Origin of the sequence: Sorangium sp. So ce204, assembly GCF_051526795.1 — a bacterium.
Taxonomy (GTDB): Bacteria; Myxococcota_A; Polyangia; order Polyangiales; family Polyangiaceae; genus Sorangium; species Sorangium cellulosum_B.
In genome coordinates this window covers 5,609,559-5,628,134 of the sequence record NZ_CP150317.1, presented here as the reverse complement: position 1 = coordinate 5,628,134, position 18,576 = coordinate 5,609,559, and the positions used below count along the sequence as shown (strand labels likewise).

The 18,576-nt window shown below is 70.2% G+C and carries 16 protein-coding genes; 3 read left to right on the top strand and 13 right to left on the bottom strand.

Annotated features, from left to right (window positions below; translation table 11 throughout):
• Window positions 1-25: 25 nt before the first annotated feature.
• Window positions 26-1,540 carry an alkaline phosphatase family protein gene (locus WMF22_RS20900; protein WP_438036800.1) on the bottom strand — a complete coding sequence of 505 codons (1,515 nt, stop codon included), beginning with the start codon at window positions 1,538-1,540 and terminating at the stop codon, window positions 26-28.
• A 396-nt stretch (window positions 1,541-1,936) separates the two neighbouring features.
• On the opposite strand from WMF22_RS20900, the gene WMF22_RS20895 reads away from it, so the two are divergent.
• The gene (locus WMF22_RS20895) at window positions 1,937-2,947 is read left to right on the top strand and encodes a hypothetical protein (RefSeq protein ID WP_438036799.1); all 1,011 of its coding nucleotides are present in this window, start codon (window positions 1,937-1,939) and stop codon (window positions 2,945-2,947) included.
• A gap of 414 nt (window positions 2,948-3,361) precedes the next feature.
• Entirely contained in the window at window positions 3,362-4,936 is a 1,575-nt protein-coding gene (locus WMF22_RS20890; protein ID WP_438036798.1) for a sigma 54-interacting transcriptional regulator, read from the top strand.
• 9 nt (window positions 4,937-4,945) lie between these two features.
• On the opposite strand, the gene WMF22_RS20885 is transcribed toward WMF22_RS20890, so the two are convergent.
• Both WMF22_RS20885 and WMF22_RS20880 read right to left on the bottom strand, forming a co-directional pair.
• Complete coding sequence (locus WMF22_RS20885; RefSeq protein ID WP_437300800.1) at window positions 4,946-6,460, bottom strand: phytoene desaturase family protein; 1,515 nt, start codon at window positions 6,458-6,460, stop codon at window positions 4,946-4,948.
• Between the two features lie 16 nt (window positions 6,461-6,476).
• Window positions 6,477-7,373, bottom strand: coding sequence for an isoaspartyl peptidase/L-asparaginase (locus WMF22_RS20880; protein ID WP_437300799.1), 897 nt, complete (start codon window positions 7,371-7,373; stop codon window positions 6,477-6,479).
• Between the two features lie 269 nt (window positions 7,374-7,642).
• Here WMF22_RS20880 and proS point away from each other — a divergent pair, with 269 nt between their 5' ends.
• A complete protein-coding gene (gene proS, locus WMF22_RS20875) occupies window positions 7,643-9,199 on the top strand; it encodes a proline--tRNA ligase (RefSeq protein WP_437300798.1) in 1,557 nt (518 codons plus the stop codon).
• An 88-nt stretch (window positions 9,200-9,287) separates the two neighbouring features.
• On the opposite strand, the gene WMF22_RS20870 is transcribed toward proS, so the two are convergent.
• The 10 genes from WMF22_RS20870 to WMF22_RS20825 form a co-directional block, all read right to left on the bottom strand.
• Window positions 9,288-10,250, bottom strand: a complete 963-nt coding sequence (locus WMF22_RS20870) for a hypothetical protein (RefSeq protein WP_437300797.1) — start codon at window positions 10,248-10,250, stop codon at window positions 9,288-9,290.
• 77 nt (window positions 10,251-10,327) lie between these two features.
• Window positions 10,328-11,971, bottom strand: coding sequence for a serine/threonine-protein kinase (locus tag WMF22_RS20865; protein ID WP_438036797.1), 1,644 nt, complete (start codon window positions 11,969-11,971; stop codon window positions 10,328-10,330).
• A 138-nt stretch (window positions 11,972-12,109) separates the two neighbouring features.
• Window positions 12,110-12,721: a hypothetical protein gene (locus tag WMF22_RS20860; protein WP_438036796.1), complete on the bottom strand. Its 612-nt coding sequence runs from the start codon at window positions 12,719-12,721 to the stop codon at window positions 12,110-12,112.
• A 133-nt stretch (window positions 12,722-12,854) separates the two neighbouring features.
• The gene (locus WMF22_RS20855) at window positions 12,855-13,781 is read right to left on the bottom strand and encodes a PfkB family carbohydrate kinase (protein ID WP_437300794.1); all 927 of its coding nucleotides are present in this window, start codon (window positions 13,779-13,781) and stop codon (window positions 12,855-12,857) included.
• 187 nt (window positions 13,782-13,968) lie between these two features.
• Complete coding sequence (gene mtnP / locus WMF22_RS20850) at window positions 13,969-14,850, bottom strand: S-methyl-5'-thioadenosine phosphorylase (protein WP_438036795.1); 882 nt, start codon at window positions 14,848-14,850, stop codon at window positions 13,969-13,971.
• Window positions 14,847-15,485, bottom strand: a complete 639-nt coding sequence (gene gmk / locus WMF22_RS20845) for a guanylate kinase (RefSeq protein WP_012236392.1) — start codon at window positions 15,483-15,485, stop codon at window positions 14,847-14,849. Before gmk ends, mtnP begins: the two co-directional genes overlap by 4 nt.
• A gap of 9 nt (window positions 15,486-15,494) precedes the next feature.
• Complete coding sequence (locus tag WMF22_RS20840) at window positions 15,495-16,364, bottom strand: YicC/YloC family endoribonuclease (RefSeq protein ID WP_437301583.1); 870 nt, start codon at window positions 16,362-16,364, stop codon at window positions 15,495-15,497.
• 27 nt (window positions 16,365-16,391) lie between these two features.
• Complete coding sequence (locus WMF22_RS20835; protein ID WP_437300792.1) at window positions 16,392-17,438, bottom strand: SDR family oxidoreductase; 1,047 nt, start codon at window positions 17,436-17,438, stop codon at window positions 16,392-16,394.
• A 23-nt stretch (window positions 17,439-17,461) separates the two neighbouring features.
• Complete coding sequence (locus WMF22_RS20830; RefSeq protein ID WP_012236389.1) at window positions 17,462-17,779, bottom strand: hypothetical protein; 318 nt, start codon at window positions 17,777-17,779, stop codon at window positions 17,462-17,464.
• A 207-nt stretch (window positions 17,780-17,986) separates the two neighbouring features.
• Window positions 17,987-18,499, bottom strand: coding sequence for a DUF507 family protein (locus WMF22_RS20825; protein ID WP_012236388.1), 513 nt, complete (start codon window positions 18,497-18,499; stop codon window positions 17,987-17,989).
• Window positions 18,500-18,576: the final 77 nt, after the last annotated feature.

Here is an 18,576-nt window from a genome sequence, read left to right as displayed (position 1 = left end):
ACCTCGGCGCCGGCTGGCCGGCGCCTCAGTCCCTGAGCCTCGCCGTGCCGAGCCGCTCCGCGTGCGCCAGCACCCGCCGGGCGATGGCTGGACCGTCGTCCCGGCGATCGAGGTGCCGCGGGATGAGCCCGCGCTCCGCGGCCTCCCACAGCTCCGGCTGCGAGATCCCGGGCTCGGTGCGCGAGCGCAGCCGCGACAGGGAGATGTCCATCTCGGGCAGCAGGATCGGCTCCTGAGGATCGCGGAGGAGCGCCGGATCGATGCAGCACGAGAGATCGTTCGCGCCGGCGGAGCGCGCGTTCAGCGAGGGGAGATCGAAGCGCGCTTCCAGCGTGCGGATCACCGACGCGTGGTCGAGCACGGTGCTCACCGCGCAGCCCCTCCGGACGAACGGGCCCGCGACGATCGACGGCACCCGGAACCCGAGCTGGGTGAACAGGGGATCGTCGTCCGTCGTCGTCGGCGGCGCGACGTGGTCGAAGAAGCCCCCGTGCTCGTCGTAGGTGATCACGAGGAGGCACTGGCCCCACTGGGGGCTCTTCGCCAGCGCGTTGTAGATGCTGGCGATGAGCACCTGCCCGAGCTGCACGTCGTGGTCCGGGTGGTCGTCGTTCGCGGTGGCGCCGAAGAACTGGGGATCGATGACGGTGAACGAGGGCAGGATCCCCGCGGCCGCGTCCTCGAAGAAGCGCTCGATCCCGGAGACGCCCTTGAATTTGAAGTACGCACCCGAGCACCACGGGACGTCGTGGAAGTAGTTCCTGCTCGAGATCCCTGCGTCGCTCAGCAGCTCGAACACGCTCGTGAAGCCGGTGACCGGCACGTTCCTCGAGACGCCCCTCGACGTGGCGCCGTGCAGGAAGAGCCGGTTCGGCCAGGTCGGGCCGAGCACCGAGGAGAACCAGCGCTCGCAGATCGCCGACGCGTCGGCGAGCGCGTAGAGGACCGGCAGATGCTCCCGCACGTGATAGCCCATGACGTCGCGCTGGTGCGGCCCTGCGTGCGCGATGACGAACCCGTCGTTCATCCCTTGATTCCACTGCGTGTGGGCGGCGTCCCAGCTGTGCGGCGGGTCGGCGGGCGTGAAGTCGTCGAGCTGGAAGGGCGAGATCCGCGTCCCATCGAGCGCTCGGTTCGACTCTGTGCCTGTCAGACCGTCGATCTGCCGGCCCTCTTTCAGCAGCAGCGAGCCGAGATAGTGGTCGAAGGAGCGGTTCTCCATGCAGAGAACGACGATGGTGTTGATGGGCGCCAGCAGCTCCGCCGGGCTCAGACCTCCCGTCTCCGCGCAGCGATCCGGAGCGCCGCCGGCCTCGCCACCTTCCGGCTGTCCTGAGCCGAGTGCTCCTCCTGAGCCGCCCGCACCGCCGGCTCCGTCGCTCTCGTCCGCGCTGCCCGTGCTCGGCGGGGCGTTGCCGAGCACCATCGCTCCCTCCGGGGTGCTGCATCCGAAGGCCGAGGCGCCGAGCGCAGCGCCGAGCCCGGTCAGCACATGGCGGCGGGTCAGAGGATCACGGGTCGAACCATTCCGTTTGTTCATCACGCACAGGATTCCCATGAACGCGGGGCAGAGGAAGGAGTTTTGGTCTCCTCCAGGAGGTGACGAATCGGCCGCTGCGTCATCGATGCAGTGGACGTAGCGGACGTAACTGAAGTGGATGTAAGCGCTGTAATGGACATAACTGGTGTGATGGACATGACAGGCGCAACGGATGCGACAGACATGACGGATGTGACGGATGCGGTCGACGTGAACGTAAAGGGATCAGCCGACGAAGTCGAAGTAGCCGGAACAGTCGGCGTAACGGGTGTAACCGGCGTAGCGGGCGTAACGGGCGTAACGGGCGTGCCAGAGAAAACCATTCTTTTCGCGAGGTCAGCGGGGTGGTATGGGTAAAAAACGCGGGGGTTTACGTCTAAGAACTGTCACCTTCCGATGAGCTCGAATCCACATCCACCTACTCCCGGCCGGCAAGCTACCGTCGTGAACGGCCGGCCGCTGCGGTTGTGCATCGTGGACATGAACAATGGCCACGTGAACCAGGCGATGCGCTGTCTGCGCGGGCTCGCCGCGGGGTTCTTCGAACGCGTTCAGGCGCGCAATCCGGGCCTATCCTGCGAGGTCGTCGAGGTGTCTCCCAGAGACACCAACGCACCCATCCCTACGGACTGCGATCTGTACCTCGCGTCGGGGGGGCCCGGCTCTCCCTTGGATGGGGAGGGCGAGCCCTGGACGCGGGATTTTGCGCGCTTCGTGGACGGCGTCGTCGAGTCGGCGATCCAGGGGGGCGCGCACCGGCGTGCGCTCTTCGCGATCTGCTACTCGTTCGAGCTCGTCGTCCATCACTACAAGCTGGCCGACGTCGTGCCGCGCGCCGATCGCAAGTTCGGCGTCATGCCGATCTACACGACCCCCGTCGGCCAGCAACACCCGCTGCTGGCGCCGTTTGGGGACCGGCTCTTCGCGTTCGAGCACCGCAACTGGGAGGCGGTGAACCTCGACGAGCGCCAGCTGAGCTCCCTCGGCGGCCAGCTCCTCGCGCGTGAGAGCCGTGACGGCATCTCCAAGGGGCGGGCGATCCTCGGGTTGCAGGTCGCGCCCGGCGTCGAGGCGGTCCAGTTCCACCCAGAGGCGGATCGCGCCGGCGTCATGAGCTGGTTGGCGCGCCCTGAGCAGGCGGCTGCCTTCAAGGCGACCTATGGAGAAGTCACCTACCTTGCGATGCTGCGCACACTGGACGATCCTCGACGGCTTGCGCGCACCTATGCGCTCGTCATTCCGGGCTGGCTCGGGCGCTGCTTCAACGAGATCGCCGGTCCTCGCGGCTATGCGGAGCTCCCATCGCTCGAGGACCTCCCGTGCTCTCGCTTCAGCGCCCACTGCAGCGCCGAGGAGCCATCCGCGCGATCACTCGCCTCTGGCGAGCGCGTTGTGCGCCAGATCTGAGCGGAGCGCTGAGGCAACCTGCGGAGGATGCGTCCGAGGGCTACACTGCAGAAACGAAAGAGAAAGAACTGGGATGTAGAGGAAGTGGAGGAAGTAGAGGGAGCAGAGGAAGCAAAGGAAGCAGAGAGAACAAAGCTTGCCGCCGCAGCGCCGACGAAGTGCTGCTCGCGCCTTGCGCGCCGGGCAGCCTCTGGCTTATGGTCATAGGATAACGGGACGAGCGCGAGCAGGGCTCGCGGGCCAACATTTGGAGCCGGAGGCTCCTCGGGCACGCATGAGAGAGAACGCATGAATCACTCGCGTCCGGCCGCTCCGACGAGTCTGTCTTCGCCGGACGTCCGCGAGCCGGGCGCGTCCGAGGAAGGCCTCGCTGGCGTCGACTTGCCTGTGGAGCCCAAGGTCGCACGGCCATCCATGCTGCACGACGACCTCGGAGCACAGGAGGTCCAGGTCGAGTCGCAGCTGGGCGTGACGGACCCGATCGCCATGTCGCAGGTCCGTGATGCGTTGACGCAGCTGAGCCGCGATCGCGGGACGCAGCCGCACGTGCTGCTCATCATCTACCACCGGCAAGGCGCCGAGACGGTGCGGCTGATCGAGGGGGTCGGCGTCGTCATCGGCCGCGATCCGAGCGCCGACGTCGCGATCCCCGAGCGCAGCCTGTCGCGACGCCACGCGCGCTTCACGTTCCAGCGCGGCGACGTGCTCATCCAGGATCTCGGCTCCACGAACGGCACCTTCCTGAGCGGGCAGCGCGTCGAGCACGGCGTCTTGAAGCCCGGCGACGAGGTGATGCTCGGGGAGATCACGGCGTCGCTGCGCGTGATCGCGAGCGCCGAGCTGCCGGTGCTGAACCTTGACGCGCTCGACGGGCGTCGTGGCGCCTCGGAGCGGAGAAAGATGCCGAGCATCGAGAACCTGGTGGGCGGACCCACGCCGGTGGGCGGGCTGCGCACGGTCGGAGACGAGGGGCTCGTGATGCGCAGCCCCGCGATGCGCCCGGTGCTCGAGACCGCGATGCGCCTCGCGCGCTCGTCCGCGCCCGTGCTGCTCCAGGGCGAGACGGGGACCGGCAAGGACGTGCTCGCGCGGCTGATCCACGAGGCTGGCCCCCGCCACAAGATGCAGATGATCCGCGTCGGATGCAGCGGCGTGCCCGCCCAGCTCCTCGAGAGCACGCTCTTCGGCCACGAGGCCGACGCCTTCCCCGGCGCGGTCCACGCGCAAGAGGGCGTCTTTGAGACGTGCGCGGGCGGCACCGTGGTGCTCGATGAGGTCGGCGACCTCCCGCCCTCCTGCCAGGCCGCGCTGCTGCACGTCCTCGACACCGGTCGCATGGTCCGCGTCGGCTCGACCAAGGAGATCGAGGTGGACGTGCGGATCGTCGCGACCACGTACCGCGATCTCGAGGCGATGTGCGAGGCGGGCACGTTCCGTTCGGATCTGCTCTACCGGCTCAACGCGGCGCCGCTGCGCATCCCGCCGCTCTGCGAGCGGCGGGAGGACATCGGACCGCTGGCGCAGCGCTTCCTCCGGCAGGCGAGCGAGGTGCACCGCAGGAACGTGCGCTCGCTCGATCCGGAGACGCTCGCGCTCCTGGAGCAGTACCCCTGGCCGGGCAACGTACGCGAGCTGCGCAGCGCCATCGAGCGCGCCGTGGTCATCGCGCGGGGGCATGTCATCACCCCGCTCGACCTGCCGGAGAGCATCCACTCGCTCTCGACGCCCAAGCGCTCGACGCCGCCGCCCGATCGGACCCCCGTCGAGCTCGCAGGGCCGCCCAGCTCCGCGCCGACGATCGGGCTCAAGGCGCAGATGGACCGTCTGGAGACGGAGATCATCCTCGATGCCCTCCGCGGCACCAACGGCAACCTGGCGATGGCCGCTCGGCGCCTCAGGATGCCGCTGCGCACGCTCCAGGAGAAGATCGCGAGCCACGGCCTGAAGCGCTCCGACTACCGGGACGGCCCGCCGTCGCGGTCGAAGTAGCGAGGCGCGCTAGCCTTCGTCCTCCAGCACCGCCAGCGCCGCGTTGTGCCCGCACGCGCCGTGGACCCCGGCGCCTGGGTGCGCATAGGACGAGCCCAGATACAGGCCGCGGACGGGCGTGCGGTAGCGGAAATAGGGGAACACCGGCCGGAAGATGAGCTGGTGCCGGATGTCGGCCGAGCCTCCGCCGAGATCGCCGCCGATGAGGTTTGCATCCATCGCCTCGAGATCGTCCGGCGCCCAGATCGTCCGGGCGATGATCCTCTGCCGGAAGCCAGGGGCGAGCTCCTCGATCCGCGCCTCGATGCGATCGGCGAAGCGCTCGCGCGAGCCCGCCCAGCCGCCCTCGATGGAGGAGGGGACGCGGGAGTAGGCCCACAGGGTGTGGCGGCCGGCCGGCGCGCGCGTCGGATCGACCAGCGACTGCTGCCCGATCACGAGATAGGGGTGCTCGGGGAGCGCCCCGGCGCGCACCTGCCGCGTGAAGGCCGAGAGGTCGTCGAGGCTGTCGCCCGCGTGCACGACCGCCGCGCGCGCGGGATCCTCGTGGGACCACGGCGTCGGACCGTCGAGCGCCCAGTCCATCTTGAAGGTGCCGAACCCCTGGCGGAACCGGCGCATGGCGCGCTGCACCCGCTCGGGAACCAGCTCTGACGCGAGCAGGCGGAGGTAGAGCGTCGGCGCGGCGAGGTCGGCGACGATCGCGCGGCGGGCGCGGAGCTCCTGTCCGTCCTCGAGCCGGACCGCGACCGCCCGTCCCTCCCTGGCGATGATCTGGTCGACGCGGGCGCCGCAGCGGAGGGCGCCCCCGCGCTCCTCGACGCGCCTGAGCAAGGCGCTCGTGATCGAGCCGGCGCCGCCCTCGGGCACCGCGAAGCCGCCGCTCGAGGCGAGCACGGTGAGCATGAAGCCGACGATCGCTCCGCAGGGATCGTCCGGACCCACGTCGGTGTGGAGCGCGAGCCCGGGGACGACGCGCCGGGCCGCCTCTGTCCGGAAGGTGCGCGTCGCGAAGCCACGTCCGCTCGAGAGGGCCACCTGCGCGAGGCGGAGCAGGTTGAGGGGCCCGAGCCGGAGCAGCGGCCCGAGGGCGGGCGGCGTGGACAGGAGCGCGTTCAGCAGCCGCTCGCGGGTGGCCGCGTGCCACCCCGCGATCCGGCGCCACGCGGGGCCATCTTCGCCGAGCGACCGCGCCGTCGCCTCGACGTCCCGCGCGATCGAGGCGCACGTCCCGTCGGGCGCCGGGTGAGCGCTGTCGATCGGCGCGTGCCGCCACACGAGGCCGGCCCCGGGCAGATCGAGCGGCACCAGCGCGGGGCTCGTCTGCCCGAAGGGGAAGAACGCCGCGCCGAGATCGTGGCGGAACCCGGGGAGCGTCACCTCGCGCGTGCGGACCGCGCCGCCCGGCTCTCGCTCGGCCTCCAGCACGAGCACCGAGAAGCCCGCGCGGGCGAGGTACGCCGCCGCCGTGAGGCCGTTCGGTCCCGCGCCCACCACGATCGCATCAGGGTCTCCACTCTGCATCGTCGTCTGCTGCTCCTCAGCCCACGAGCTGCGCGCTTGCCATGGCGCGGTTCGAGGCGATTGCCTGGCCGCTCCGCCCCGCCACGAGCACGCCGACGGCGAGCACGTCGGGGAACATCGCGACGCCGCGCTGCGCGGCGCGCGCGGGCGCGACGCCATCGGCGAGCCAGTCATAGACGGTCCGCGCGAGGAAGCGGCGCGCGATCTCCTCGCCGACGCCGGTCGCCGCCACGGCGCCGTGCGGGCCAGCGTAGATCCCCGCGCCGAGGAGCGGCACGTCACCGACGCGGCCACGGAGCGAGTAGGTCGACCCGCCCGTCGACGCCGCGGCGGCGAACCGGCCGTGCGTGTCGCGCACGACGGCCCCGACGGTGTCGCACTCGATCGGCTCGGCGTCGAAGTTCCAGAACCGCGTCGCCGTGAGCGCACGGAAGCGCGCCGCGTCGTTCGTTGTCTCGTCGTCTCCACCCTCGCCGCGCAGCGCGGCGAGGGCGCGGGCGTGCTTCCGGCGCGCCTCCTCGGTGACAGGATCATGGTCGGCGAACCCCAGCCGGCGAGCGAACGCCGTCGCGCCGGCGCCGGCGAGGAGCAGGTGCGGCGTCTCCATCACCTTCGCGGCGACCAGGACGGGGTTCTTCACCCGCTCGATGCACGCCACTGCGCCGAACCGTCCGTCGCTGGCCATCACGGCCGCATCCATCTCGACCGTCCGCCCGTCGAGGCGGAGGTTCGAGCCCGTCCCGGCGTTGAAGCGTGGGTCGTCCTCGAGGCGCACGGTCGCTCCGATCGCCGCCGCGAGCGCCTCTCCGCCCTCATCGAGCGCGCGGCGCGCCTCGTCGGCGGCCCTGGCGCAGCTCTCCGAGCCGCTCTGCGGCGCGGTCACCCCGCCGTGCGTGAGGATGACGTAGTTCACGTCGTTCTCCTGCGCGTACCACGACGGCGCGCCGCCGCGAAGGCAGCCTGGCGCGCGGCGGCCGGTGGGGCGAGCGGCATCGCTCCAGCCAGCGGGAGGGCGGCGCGGCTCCGGCGCTGGGACCGCTGCGCTCGACACCCTGCCGCGCTCCTGATACGTCGCGCGCTCAGCCCGGAGCGGGGCCGGCGCCAGCCGACCGTCCGCAGCGGGACGAAGGCGGCCCGGTCGAAGGCCGCCGGCCAAGCCGCCCATCGAGGAGAGCAGAGACCGTGGCCAAGAACGAAGCGCCGAAGACCGCCATTACGCCCACCCGCAACGAGGACTACCCGGAGTGGTACCAGCAGGTCGTGCGCGCGGCCGACCTCGCGGAGAGCTCCCCGGTCCGCGGCTGCATGGTCATCAAGCCGTGGGGCTACGCGATCTGGGAGAACATCCAGCGCGAGCTCGACAGCATGTTCAAGGCGACCGGGCACAAGAACGCCTACTTCCCGCTGTTCATCCCGAAGTCATTCCTCGAGAAGGAAGCCGAGCACGTCGAGGGGTTCGCGAAGGAGTGCGCCGTGGTCACCCACCACCGGCTCGTCCCCGGCCCTGGCGGCGGGCTCATTCCCGACCCTCAGGCCCGGCTGGAGGAGCCGCTCATCGTGCGCCCCACGTCCGAGACGATCATCGGCGCGGCGTTCGCGAGCTGGGTGCAGAGCTACCGGGATCTCCCCTTGTTGATCAACCAGTGGGCGAACGTCGTGCGCTGGGAGCTCCGGACGCGCCTGTTCCTGCGGACGGCGGAGTTCCTGTGGCAGGAGGGGCACACGGCGCACGCCAGCGAGGCCGAGGCGCGCGAGGAGACGCTGCGCATGCTCGGGGTCTACGCGACGTTTGCGCGCGACTTCATGGCGATGCCCGTCCTCGAGGGGCCGAAGACGGCGAGCGAGCGCTTCCCCGGGGCGGTCGACACCTATGCGATCGAGGCGATGATGCAGGATCGGAAGGCCCTGCAGGCCGGGACGAGCCACTTCCTGGGGCAGAACTTCGCGAAGGCGAGCGGCATCAAGTTCCAGACCAAGGAGGAGACCGAAGAGCACGCCTGGACGACGTCCTGGGGCGTATCGACGCGCCTCGTCGGCGGGCTGATCATGACCCACAGCGACGACGACGGCCTGGTGCTCCCGCCGCGCCTCGCGCCCGCGCACGCCGTGATCCTGCCCGTTTACCGGGGCGACGACACGCGCGCCAAGATCGACGAGTACATCGACGGGCTCGCGAAGGAGCTCCGGGCGCAGCGCTTCGGCGAGCGCCGCGTCGAGGTCGAGATCGATCGGCGGGACATCCGCGGCGGCGACAAGCAGTGGGAGTGGGTGAAGAAGGGCGTCCCCCTGCGCATCGAGATCGGGCCGCGCGACGTCGACGCCGGCGTGGCCATGGTGATGCGCAGGGACCGCTCGCCGAAGGACAAGTCGAGCATGGCGCGCGGGGAGCTCGTGGGCCGCATCACCGAGATCCTTGGCGACATCCAGGCGACCCTCTACGCGCGCGCGCTCGCCGTGCGCGACGGCAACACGCACGTGATCAACAGCCGCGCAGATTTCGACGCGTTCTTCGCGTCGACCGGGGGCAAGGAGGCGCAAGGCGGGTTCGCGCTGGCGCACTGGTCCGGCGATCCGGAGATCGAGACGGCGGTGAAGGATGCGCACAAGGTGACCATCCGCTGCATCCCGACCGGGGGGTTCGAAGGGGCGCCGTGGGCCGACGCGCTGACGGGTGAAGGGCAGTGCATCTTCACCGGCAAGCCCAGCCCGCGGCGCGTGGTGTTCGCGAAGTCGTACTGAGCCGCGGCGGTTCGCAGGGCGCGCGCCGGCGCGTCGGCGCGTTCTCTCACCGAAAAGACGCCGCGCGCTTCCTCGCAGCAGCGGCGCCTCAACGGCGAAGGGCCGGGAGCACGTGCTCCGTCAGAATCGCGGGGAGCAGCCGCAGCTGCGCGCAGTGCTCCCCGGGGCCCGTTCCGGCGTAGCCGCGCACGTAGAGGCTGCCGCCGTCGTACATCCGGGTGAGCCGCAGCGCGTCTCCTGCCTCCGCCGCGCGGTCGCCCGGCGCGCCGGGTGCGGCGGAGGGGGCCTCGTCCCCGCTCGAGGTCACCGCGATGGGGGTGGCTCCGAGCTCGCGAAGAAGGAACGTGGCCGCCTCTTTCGTGGACGCGTAGCCGCTGGTCGGGACCTCGGTGTGCGTCAGGTAGAAGACCGGCGCGCCGCGCGCGGCGGCGTTGGCCAGCGCGACGTACGGGGCGAGCTGCCCCTGCGCGAGCGACGTCTGCCCCGGCATGTAGGAGCCATAGAGGGAGTCGAGCAGGATCAGCGCATCCAGGTGGCTGCTCCCGCGCTCGACGATCCTGCCGATCGCGCCGGACCCAGCGCTCCAGGACGACAGCACCAGGCGGCGCACGTGCGCGCCCGCGCTCCCGGATGCGCTCTCGACCTCGCGGTCGATCGCCTGGAGCAGCGCGTCCCAGGTGCCGCCCTCGAGCGCGCGCGCGTAGTCGCTCGATCGGGTCCCCACGTCGACCCCGGCGATGACCAGATCCATGTCCCTGGGCGCCAGCACCTTCCGGACAGGCTCGGCGCCGTGGAAGTGGATCAGAAGATCGTAGCCGCCATCCGAGCGAATCGCGTGCGCCGGCGGGACGAGGAGCCTTCCCAGCGGAAGCGGACGCCATCGCTCATAGACGCCGAACCCTTGGTCGGCAAAGCCGCACCCCGCTTGCGCTTCGTGCTGATCGAGCGCCGCGCGCTCGGGCTCACCGCCCCTGGGCAGGGGCGACGGCTCCGCGGACGCGCTCGCCTGCGCCTGGGCTGGCGAGGCGCTGGACGCTCGGCTCCGCCGCAACAGCAGGGCGCCGCCTACGACGCCCAGGCTTGCTGCCAGGAGGAGCGCGTCGCGGAGCTGCCGCGCCCTGCGGCCGCTCAGAACCCGGGGTTGGTCACGGTCGGTACCCACTTCGTCGATGGACGCTTGCCCGGGGTTGTTCTGCGCGCGCTCGTGGCGCTCGATCCAGCAGCCGTCGCGCTCGGCGTCGCGGCGGTCGTTGCGCCTTTGGCCGTCGGGTCCGGAGCGCTCGCCCCGCGCCCCTCCGGGTCGCTCGCCTCGGGGGCTGACCGAGCATCCACGCCGCCGTGGTCGGCCAGGAGCGTGGGCGCGCCGTCCGGCCTTGGCGCTGCGCCCGTCGTGGCCGCGGTCGCCGCCGGGCCAGCGCCGTGGGCGTGCACCGTGAGCTCCTCGGACGTGCTCTGCTGCGGCGCGGTCCGCCGGAGCCACATCACCCCGGCGCCCAGCAACGTGATGAGCGCGAGCGCAGCGGCTGCGACCCGCGTCCCCGAGCGGCGGCGCGCCGCCGGGACCTCGATCGGGCCCAGCTGAGTGTCCTGGCCAGGCGAGCTCGGGATCCGCGACTCGGATGGCAGCGACGGCAGCGCCTGTCGCGAGGGCGCGGGCGTGCTCCGGCGGGGCGCGGGGAGCTGAGCGTTCGGGTGACCAGGAGGGAGCTGCGTGAAGAAGAGCTCGCTGATGCTGTCGCGAACGAGCATCGCCTCGGGCGGGTGGGCGGCGCGCTCGTCGAGCATGCGGACCGTGTCGCGCAGCGCTGCGCGCCGGCGCTGGTTGCGCTCTCCCAGGAGCCCGCGCACGAACGCCCCGACGTCGTGGTCCGTCACCGTCGGCTCCCTGGCCAGCACGGCCTCCAGGGCGCTCTCCAGCTCGAGCATCGTCTGGTACCGCCGCTCCGGCTCCTTCTGCAGGCACTTCATCAGCACCTGGTCCAGCTCGGGCGGGAAATCCGGGTTCTTCAGGCGAGGCGAGAGCGCCGGTCGCGAGGTGATGTACCTGAGCGTGAGGAGGTCGTTCTCTGCGGCGAAGGGGTGCTCTCCCGTCGTCAACTTGTAGAGCACGATCCCCATCGCGAAGACGTCGGTGCGCCGGTCGACCCGCTCGCCTCGCGCCTGCTCCGGGGACATGTACGGCACCTTGCCCTTGATCTGTCCCGCGGTCGTGTCGTTGTGCGTGCGGTTGGTGGCCTTGGCGACCCCGAAGTCCACGAGCTTCACGTGGCCGTCGTACGTCACGAGGATGTTCTGGGGTGACACGTCGCGGTGCACGAGCCCGAGCAGCTGGTCGTCGTTCTGCGGGTCCCGGAGCTCGTGCGCGGCGTGCAAGCCGAGGCAAGCGCGGCCGAGGACGCGGAGCGCGATGCGCAGCGGGACGGCCACGCCGCGCTTGCTCGCCGCCTTCGCGATGACCGACAGCGCCTCGCCGTCGACCCACTCCATCACGATGTAGAGGACGTCGTCCTGCTCGCCGAGGTCGAGGAGCTCGGCGACGTTCGGGTGATGGATCCCCGAGGCGAGCCGCGCCTCCTCGAGGAACATCTTCTCGAACTGGGGATCATCCGAGAGCGACGGCAGCATCGTCTTGATGGCGACCGTCTTCTGGAAGCCACGACGACCCTTGTGGCGCGCGGCCCACACCGTGGCCATTCCCCCCTGCGCGATGGGCAGGAGGAGCTCGTAGTGCCCGAGCTCCTTTCCCGGCAACAGCTGGGGTTGGGGGTTCATGACGTCGTGCGGCGCGCTCCTGACCGATACGCGGGGACCTCGGAAGCTCGATCAAGTCTAGCCATCCGGACCCTGCGGTCACGATATGTGGTACTGATTACAAATTAGACCAGCGGAGCTCCTCGCCGCGGCAGGGGATCACGCGCCGGGCGGGACCGCCTGTCCCCAGAGCTGCTGGTAGATCTCGCTCAGCTTCTGGTGGGTCTCGGACGAGAAGCCGTTGGTCGCGTAAGGCCAGCGGAAGCCGTCTCCCATGGCCTGGTTGCACGAGAAGGAGACGAGCAGGTCGACCGGCGTGGGGTTGTTCGGCCGCACCATCGAGATGCCCAGGCCGGGATAGAAGCAGTTGCCGCGGTCCGCGGTGAAGCTGTCCTCGTCGCCGAAGACGTCGAGGATCTGGTCCTTGAGCTCCTCGTCGGCGTCGCTGGTCGTGAGCTGACGCTGCTGGAGGATGACGAAGTTCTTGAAGCGCGGCTGCGCGGGCAGGACGGGCGTGCTGGCGGTCTGCCCCGGGATGAGGTTCGGCGGGATGAGCCCGGGCAGCGCCTGCTGCAGCCCCTGAAGGGCTGCCTGCCCCATCTGCTGCAGCTCGGGCGGGATGCCCGGGATGAGGGTGGGGGCCCCGGTCGTCGCCACGGGCGTCGGGGCCAGCTCCTGCCCCTGGAGGCGGAGGACCGTGATCTGCGCCTTGTCCATCTCGTCGAACGGCGCCGTACGGGCCGCGCAGCCGAAGACGAGGGGGGCCAGCAAGGCAATGCCTGCGAATGTACGGGTGGTGAGGTTCATGTTCACTTTGACGGTCGTCTAGCACGGCTATGCGCCGGAAGGTGAACAGCGACCGCACACGGCAGGCGCCCGCGCCCGCGCCGCCCCCGGGCGGGCTTCACATGGTGCTTGCGCCGAACTCGTACAGCGCCCGGATCTCGGTCAGTCGCGCCGCGATGTCGGCTCGAGTCACCGTCGCGATCCGCCGCGTGCCGACCGCTTCGACGCAGAACGACGCCGTCGCCGTCGCATGGAGCATGCCGCGCCGGAGCGCGAGCGGCGTGATCTCCGGCTGGCACGCCAGGTAACCGATGAGCCCGCCGGCAAAGGCATCGCCGGCGCCCGTGGGGTCGATGACGTCCTCGAGCGGGAAGCCGGGCGCGGCGAACACGCCCTCCTCGTCGAAGAGCAGCGCGCCGTGCTCGCCACGCTTGATGATCAGCCGGCGCGGACCGCGGGACAGGATCTCCTTCGCCGCGCGGCGGATGTTGTACTTGCCCGAGAGCTGGCGCGCCTCCTCGTCGTTGACCACGAGCGTGTCGATGCGGCGCAGCATCGCCGCGACCGCCTTCGGCTCCCCCTCGATCCAGAAATTCATCGTGTCGGCGAGGACGAAGCGCGGCGCGCGGACCTGCTCGAGGACGTCGAGCTGGAGCGCGGGATGGATGTTGCCGAGCAGCAGGAAGGGCGTGTCGCGGTAGGTCTCCGGCAGCTTCGGCGCGAACGACGCGAACACGTTGAGCTGCGTGTCCAGCGTCGTGCGATGGATGAGATCCACGTCGTAGCGCCCGGCCCAGCGGAACGTCTTCCCTGGAGCGCGCTCGACGCCCTCGATCGAGATCCCTCGGGATCGCATCGCCGCGAGGGTCTCTTCGGGGAAATCATCGCCCACCACGGCCACGGTGCGCACCGGAGCGAAGCACGAGGCAGCGAACGCCGAGTAGGTGGCCGAGCCACCGACGACGTCTCTTTCGTTGCCGGAGGGGAGCTCGAGGTCGTCGAACGCCATCGAGCCGATGATGAGGATCGCGGATGAGGTCGTCACAGGACGCCTCTTAGCCAGGTTTGTGCGTAGCCGCTAGCCGCGCGTTTCGTTTCTGCGACAGCGCCGCTGCGCCGCGGGAGCACCCGAGGCCAGCAGAGCCCGCCTTTCCCCTCGCGCCCCCCCTCGCGCCCCCTCCGACCCGCTGCGCGGAGGAGCAGGTGCAGCTCCGAGGGGTGCTGAGGTCAGCTCAGTCGGCCTTGCGCCGAGGGCCGATGAGCCACTCGAGCCGCGCCTCTGCGTCGGGCGATGACGCGCCGGTCGCGGTCATGATGCACTTCTCCAGCGCGTTACGGGCCGGGCTCTGCGACACGTCGGGGAGCTTGCGGGCAAGGGACTTCGCGACGTCCCGCGCATACCCGATATTGCGGTTGAGCACGGCGATGACCGCCTCGACGCTCACCGCCTCCTCGCTGACGTGCCAGCAATCGAAGTCGGTGGTGAGCGCGAGCGTGGCGTAGGGGAGCTCCGCCTCGCGAGCGAGCTTCGCCTCGGGCAAGTTGGTCATCCCGATGACATGCGCGCCGAACATACGGAACATGCGGCTTTCGGCCCGCGTCGAGAACTGAGGGCCCTCGATGCAGACATAGGTGCCGCCGCGGTGGACGCGCGCGCCTGTGGCGAGCGCCGCGTCGTGGACGGCGCTCGCCAGGATCGGGCACACCGGATCGGCGAACGGCACATGGGCGACGAGGCCCTCGTCGAAGAACGTCGAGATCCGCCGCTTCGTGAAATCGATGAACTGGTCGACGACGACGAGGTCGCCAGGCACGATGTCCTCGCGCAGGGAGCCGACGGCGCTCACGCTGAGCACGTGCGTGGCGCCGAGCATCTTCAGCGCGCAGATGTTCGCGCGGTAGTTGATCGTCGACGGCGAGAAGCGGTGCCCGCGGCCGTGGCGCGGCAGGAAGAGCACCGTCGCGTCGCCGCCCTTGACCTGCCCGCGCAGCACCACGTCGCTCGGCAGCCCGAAGGGGGTGGAGACCGAGACCTCCTCGACGTCCTCCAGCCACCCCATCTCGTAGACGCCGCTGCCGCCGATGATCGCGAGCACGTCGCGCGTCGCGCTCATCGCTCGAACCTCCGCTCCGAGAGCAGCCGCTCGCAGAGGGCCGCGCGCCGCTGGCGGCGGCACCGCTCGGCGAAGACGAGCGACCGCAGCTGCTCGTAGGCGCGGTTGATCTCGTCGTTCACGATCACGTAGTCGAAGAAGCCGTAATGCTCGATCTCGCCCTTCGCGTTGCGGAGGCGGCGGAGCGTCGTGGGCTCGTCCTCGGTGCCGCGCCCGCGCAGGCGCCGCTCGAGCTCGGCGAGCGACGGGGGGAGGATGAACACGGCGACCGCCTCGGGCAGGCTCGCCTTGATCTGCCGCGCGCCCTGGTGGTCGATGTCGAAGAGCACGCCGCGCGCGGTGGCGCGGGCGATCTCGATCTCCTTCAGGCTCGTGCCGTAGAGGTGATCGTGCACCCTGGCCCACTCGGCGAACGCGCCGATGCGGATCATCTGCTCGAACGTGTTCGGGTCGACGAAGTGGTACTCCCGGCCGTCGACCTCGTTCGGGCGCGGGCGCCGGGTCGTGTGGGAGACCGAGAAGCGCAGGTCGGGGAACTCGCTGCGCAGCCTCCCGCAGAGCGTCGTCTTCCCCGCGCCGGACGGGGACGACACGATGAGGAGGAGGAAGTCGTCACTGAGTGCTTCGGTCGACATGCTCTCCTGTCACTCGATGTTCTGGACCTGCTCCCGCAGGCGTTCGAGCTCCACCTTCATCGCCACGACGTGATGGGAGATGGCGGCGTCCTGCGCCTTGGAGCCCAGCGTGTTCGCCTCGCGTACCATCTCCTGAAGCAGAAAGTCGAGCCTCCTTCCGCAAGGGTCGCCGCTCGGGGCCGCGAGCGCGCCGCCGAACTGGTCGAGGTGGCTCCGGAGGCGGGTGACCTCCTCGGTGATGTCGCTGCGCTCGGCGAGCAGCATCACCTCGGCCTCGATCCGCGTCGCCTCGAAGCCGGCCTCGACCCCCTGGAGCAGGCGCTCGACCCGCTCGCGCAGGCGGCGCCTGAGCGCCTCGCGCGCCTCGTCCGCGCGCGCGACGACCTCGGACGCGAGCGCGCGCAACGTGGCCACCCGCCCGCGCATGTCGCTGGCGAGCGCCTCGCCTTCGCGCAGGCACATGCCCTCCATCGCGTCGATCGCGCGCTCGATGGCCAGCTTGAGCGCCGCGCGGACGGCCGCGATCTCGTGGCCGCCGGCGGGCGCGAAGAGGTCCGGCACGGCGCAGAGCAGCGAGAGCGGCACGTCGGCGCCCGGCGCGAGCTCGTCGCGGAGCTCCGCCAGGTCGCGGAACGCCGCGCGCGCCTTCGATTTGTCGAGCGTGCTCGGGGCCAGCACCGCGCCCTCGGTGCGCACGATGATCTCGATGCGCCCCCGCCGCAGGCGCTCGCGCGCCACCTGCTCGGCGAACATCGTCAGATCGACGAGCTCGCGCGGGAGCCGCGCGCGCACGTCGAGGAAGCGCTGGTTCACCGAGCGGATCTCGGCGACGACGCGCCCATCGGTGAGCGAAGCGTCACCGAGCCCGAAGCCGGTCATGCTCCGCACGAGCCGCCCCCGCTCTACCTAGCTCGCCTTTTGTCCGCTGTCCGAGGCCCCTTGGGCCTTGGGCAGCGGGACCTTGCCACAGGTCACCGTGGCCGACGCGGCCGCGGGGCCCTTCTCACGGAGCGTCCGCAGGTACGTGACCGTGGGGACGATGCCGTCCTCCCAGCGCACGCGGGGCTCGTACCCGATGAGCTCGGCCGCGCGCGAGATGTCGGCGAGCGAGTGGCGGATGTCCCCGGCGCGGGCGGGGAGGTGCTCGACCGCGACGTCCCGCCCGAGGGCCCGCGAGATCTCCTTGCAGAGCTCATTCAGCCCGATCCTGCGTCCGCCGGCGATGTTGATGACCTCACCCTTGAACTTCTTCGACGACGTCGCGCCGAGGAGGTTCGCGAGCACGGTGTTCTCGATGAAGCAGAAGTCGCGCGTCTGCTCGCCGTCGCCGAAGATCGGGATCGGCCGGCTCTGCAGGGCGGCGTCGACGAACCGCGGGATCGCCGCAGCGTAGGCGCCGTCCGGCGTCTGGTTCGGCCCGAAGACGTTGAAGTAACGCAAGCTCAGGGTCTCGATGCCGTAGATGCCCGCGAAGACCTTCATGTAGTGCTCGCAGGCGAGCTTCGTGACCGCGTAGGGCGACAGCGGCATCGGCTCCATGCCCTCGTGCTTCGGGAGGACGGGCGTCTCGCCGTACGCGCTGGACGACGCGGCGAAGAGCACCCGGCGCACGCCCTGGCGGCGCGCCACGTCGAGCACCGTGACCGTGCCGCCGACGTTGACGGCGTTCGACTCGATGGGCGACTCGACGCTGCGCGGGACCGAGCCGAGCGCGGCCTGGTGGAGGATGACCTCGACCCCCTTGGCCGCCGTCGCGACCGCCGCCGCGTCCCGGATGTCCCCCGTGATGCGCTCGATCAGCGACTGGTGGGGGAGCCCGTCGAGGTTCTCCCATCGGCCGGTCGCGAGGTTATCGAGGACGCGGACCCGCTCGCCGGCGGCGGTCAGCGCCGCGACGAGGTTGCTTCCGATGAACCCGGCACCGCCGGTGATCAAGTAGCGAGGCGTGGACATGTGCGTGCTCCCCCAGCGGGCGCCTACTTCTTCTTGAAAAGGTTGTCGAGCTTGGAGCGAGAATCCGCGATGCGCTTCGAGTTGTCTTCCGGTACGCCGTTCTTGAACGTGAAGAAAGTACAATAATTCGCTCTCTCCCGATCCGGGATGTACTCGGCGATGTGCTCCTTGCACTGGTTGTGCGCGGCCGGGTCCCAGTTCTCGCAGTTCCTGCAGCAGTGGAGGTCGACACCGCAGTGGGGACAGGTGTCCGCGCGCTGGAGCTTCACCTCGAAGATGAGCTCGTTCTTGCATTTATGACAGAAGTGGCGCTTCGCCTCGACCTTCGGAATCCAGCTCATGATGTCCTCCGGTACCACGACGAAGCCCGATCTGGCAGAAGGAACGCTCCGCCTCGGGTATGGTCGCAGGTGGTGCGCGCTTATCCTACAGGCGAACTCCCTGCGGATCGGGCACCGAGGCCATGGGCGGACGGCGTCTCGTGGACCGGCAAACGCCGCAGGCGGTTCGCTTGCTCGGCGGAGAGCCCGCCTGCCTGGCGGCGGCGATTACAGCAGCCCCTTGCGCCGCTGGATCTCGCCCATGACCCGCTGGTATTCGATTTCCCAGGTGCGGGAGCCCTCCTGCACGTGGCGGAGCTTGCCGCGCACCTCGGTGTCGAGCGCCTCGTCCATCTCGAGGTACTTTCGAAGGATGGGCCTTATCCGGCGGCGCAGGTCGTGGTCCTCGACGAACACCTCCTCGACGTTGTTCGAGTGCATCAGCATCTCGAGCAGCTGGTCGAGGAGATAATCCATGGTTTCCTCGCCGGTCTTGATTCCTTTCTGCTCCGCGGCCAGGCGCTTGACCCGGTTGAACTCGCCCTGAGGCAGTCCGCGTGCCTGGAGGATCTCTTTCGCCCGCTCGGTCGCTTCCCGCTCTGCGTGCAGGTAGCTCGTGAAGACCGACTCGACGTCGAGCGCGACCTCTTTCTTCGATTCGCACTCGATATCGCGGTTGTCCACGAGCGCGCGGACGAGTTCTTCTGTGAGGGGAGTAATTTTGCCGCTAAAGAGGCGCATCCAACGTCCGTAGCTGGAGGAGCGGTCGAACTGGCTCCCCCGTGCAGGGGTTCATTCACGGGGCGTGCCCGGCTCGA

Coding starts and splice junctions, on each gene's coding strand:
- WMF22_RS20900 (WP_438036800.1), bottom strand. CDS start 1,540: ATGAACAAACGGAATGGTTCGACCCGTGATCCTCTGACCCGCCGCCAT.
- WMF22_RS20895 (WP_438036799.1), top strand. CDS start 1,937: ATGAGCTCGAATCCACATCCACCTACTCCCGGCCGGCAAGCTACCGTC.
- WMF22_RS20890 (WP_438036798.1), top strand. CDS start 3,362: ATGCTGCACGACGACCTCGGAGCACAGGAGGTCCAGGTCGAGTCGCAG.
- WMF22_RS20885 (WP_437300800.1), bottom strand. CDS start 6,460: ATGCAGAGTGGAGACCCTGATGCGATCGTGGTGGGCGCGGGACCGAAC.
- WMF22_RS20865 (WP_438036797.1), bottom strand. CDS start 11,971: ATGAACCCCCAACCCCAGCTGTTGCCGGGAAAGGAGCTCGGGCACTAC.
- mtnP (WP_438036795.1), bottom strand. CDS start 14,850: ATGAGCGCGACGCGCGACGTGCTCGCGATCATCGGCGGCAGCGGCGTC.
- gmk (WP_012236392.1), bottom strand. CDS start 15,485: ATGTCGACCGAAGCACTCAGTGACGACTTCCTCCTCCTCATCGTGTCG.
- WMF22_RS20840 (WP_437301583.1), bottom strand. CDS start 16,364: ATGACCGGCTTCGGGCTCGGTGACGCTTCGCTCACCGATGGGCGCGTC.
- WMF22_RS20835 (WP_437300792.1), bottom strand. CDS start 17,438: ATGTCCACGCCTCGCTACTTGATCACCGGCGGTGCCGGGTTCATCGGA.
- WMF22_RS20830 (WP_012236389.1), bottom strand. CDS start 17,779: ATGAGCTGGATTCCGAAGGTCGAGGCGAAGCGCCACTTCTGTCATAAA.
- WMF22_RS20825 (WP_012236388.1), bottom strand. CDS start 18,499: ATGCGCCTCTTTAGCGGCAAAATTACTCCCCTCACAGAAGAACTCGTC.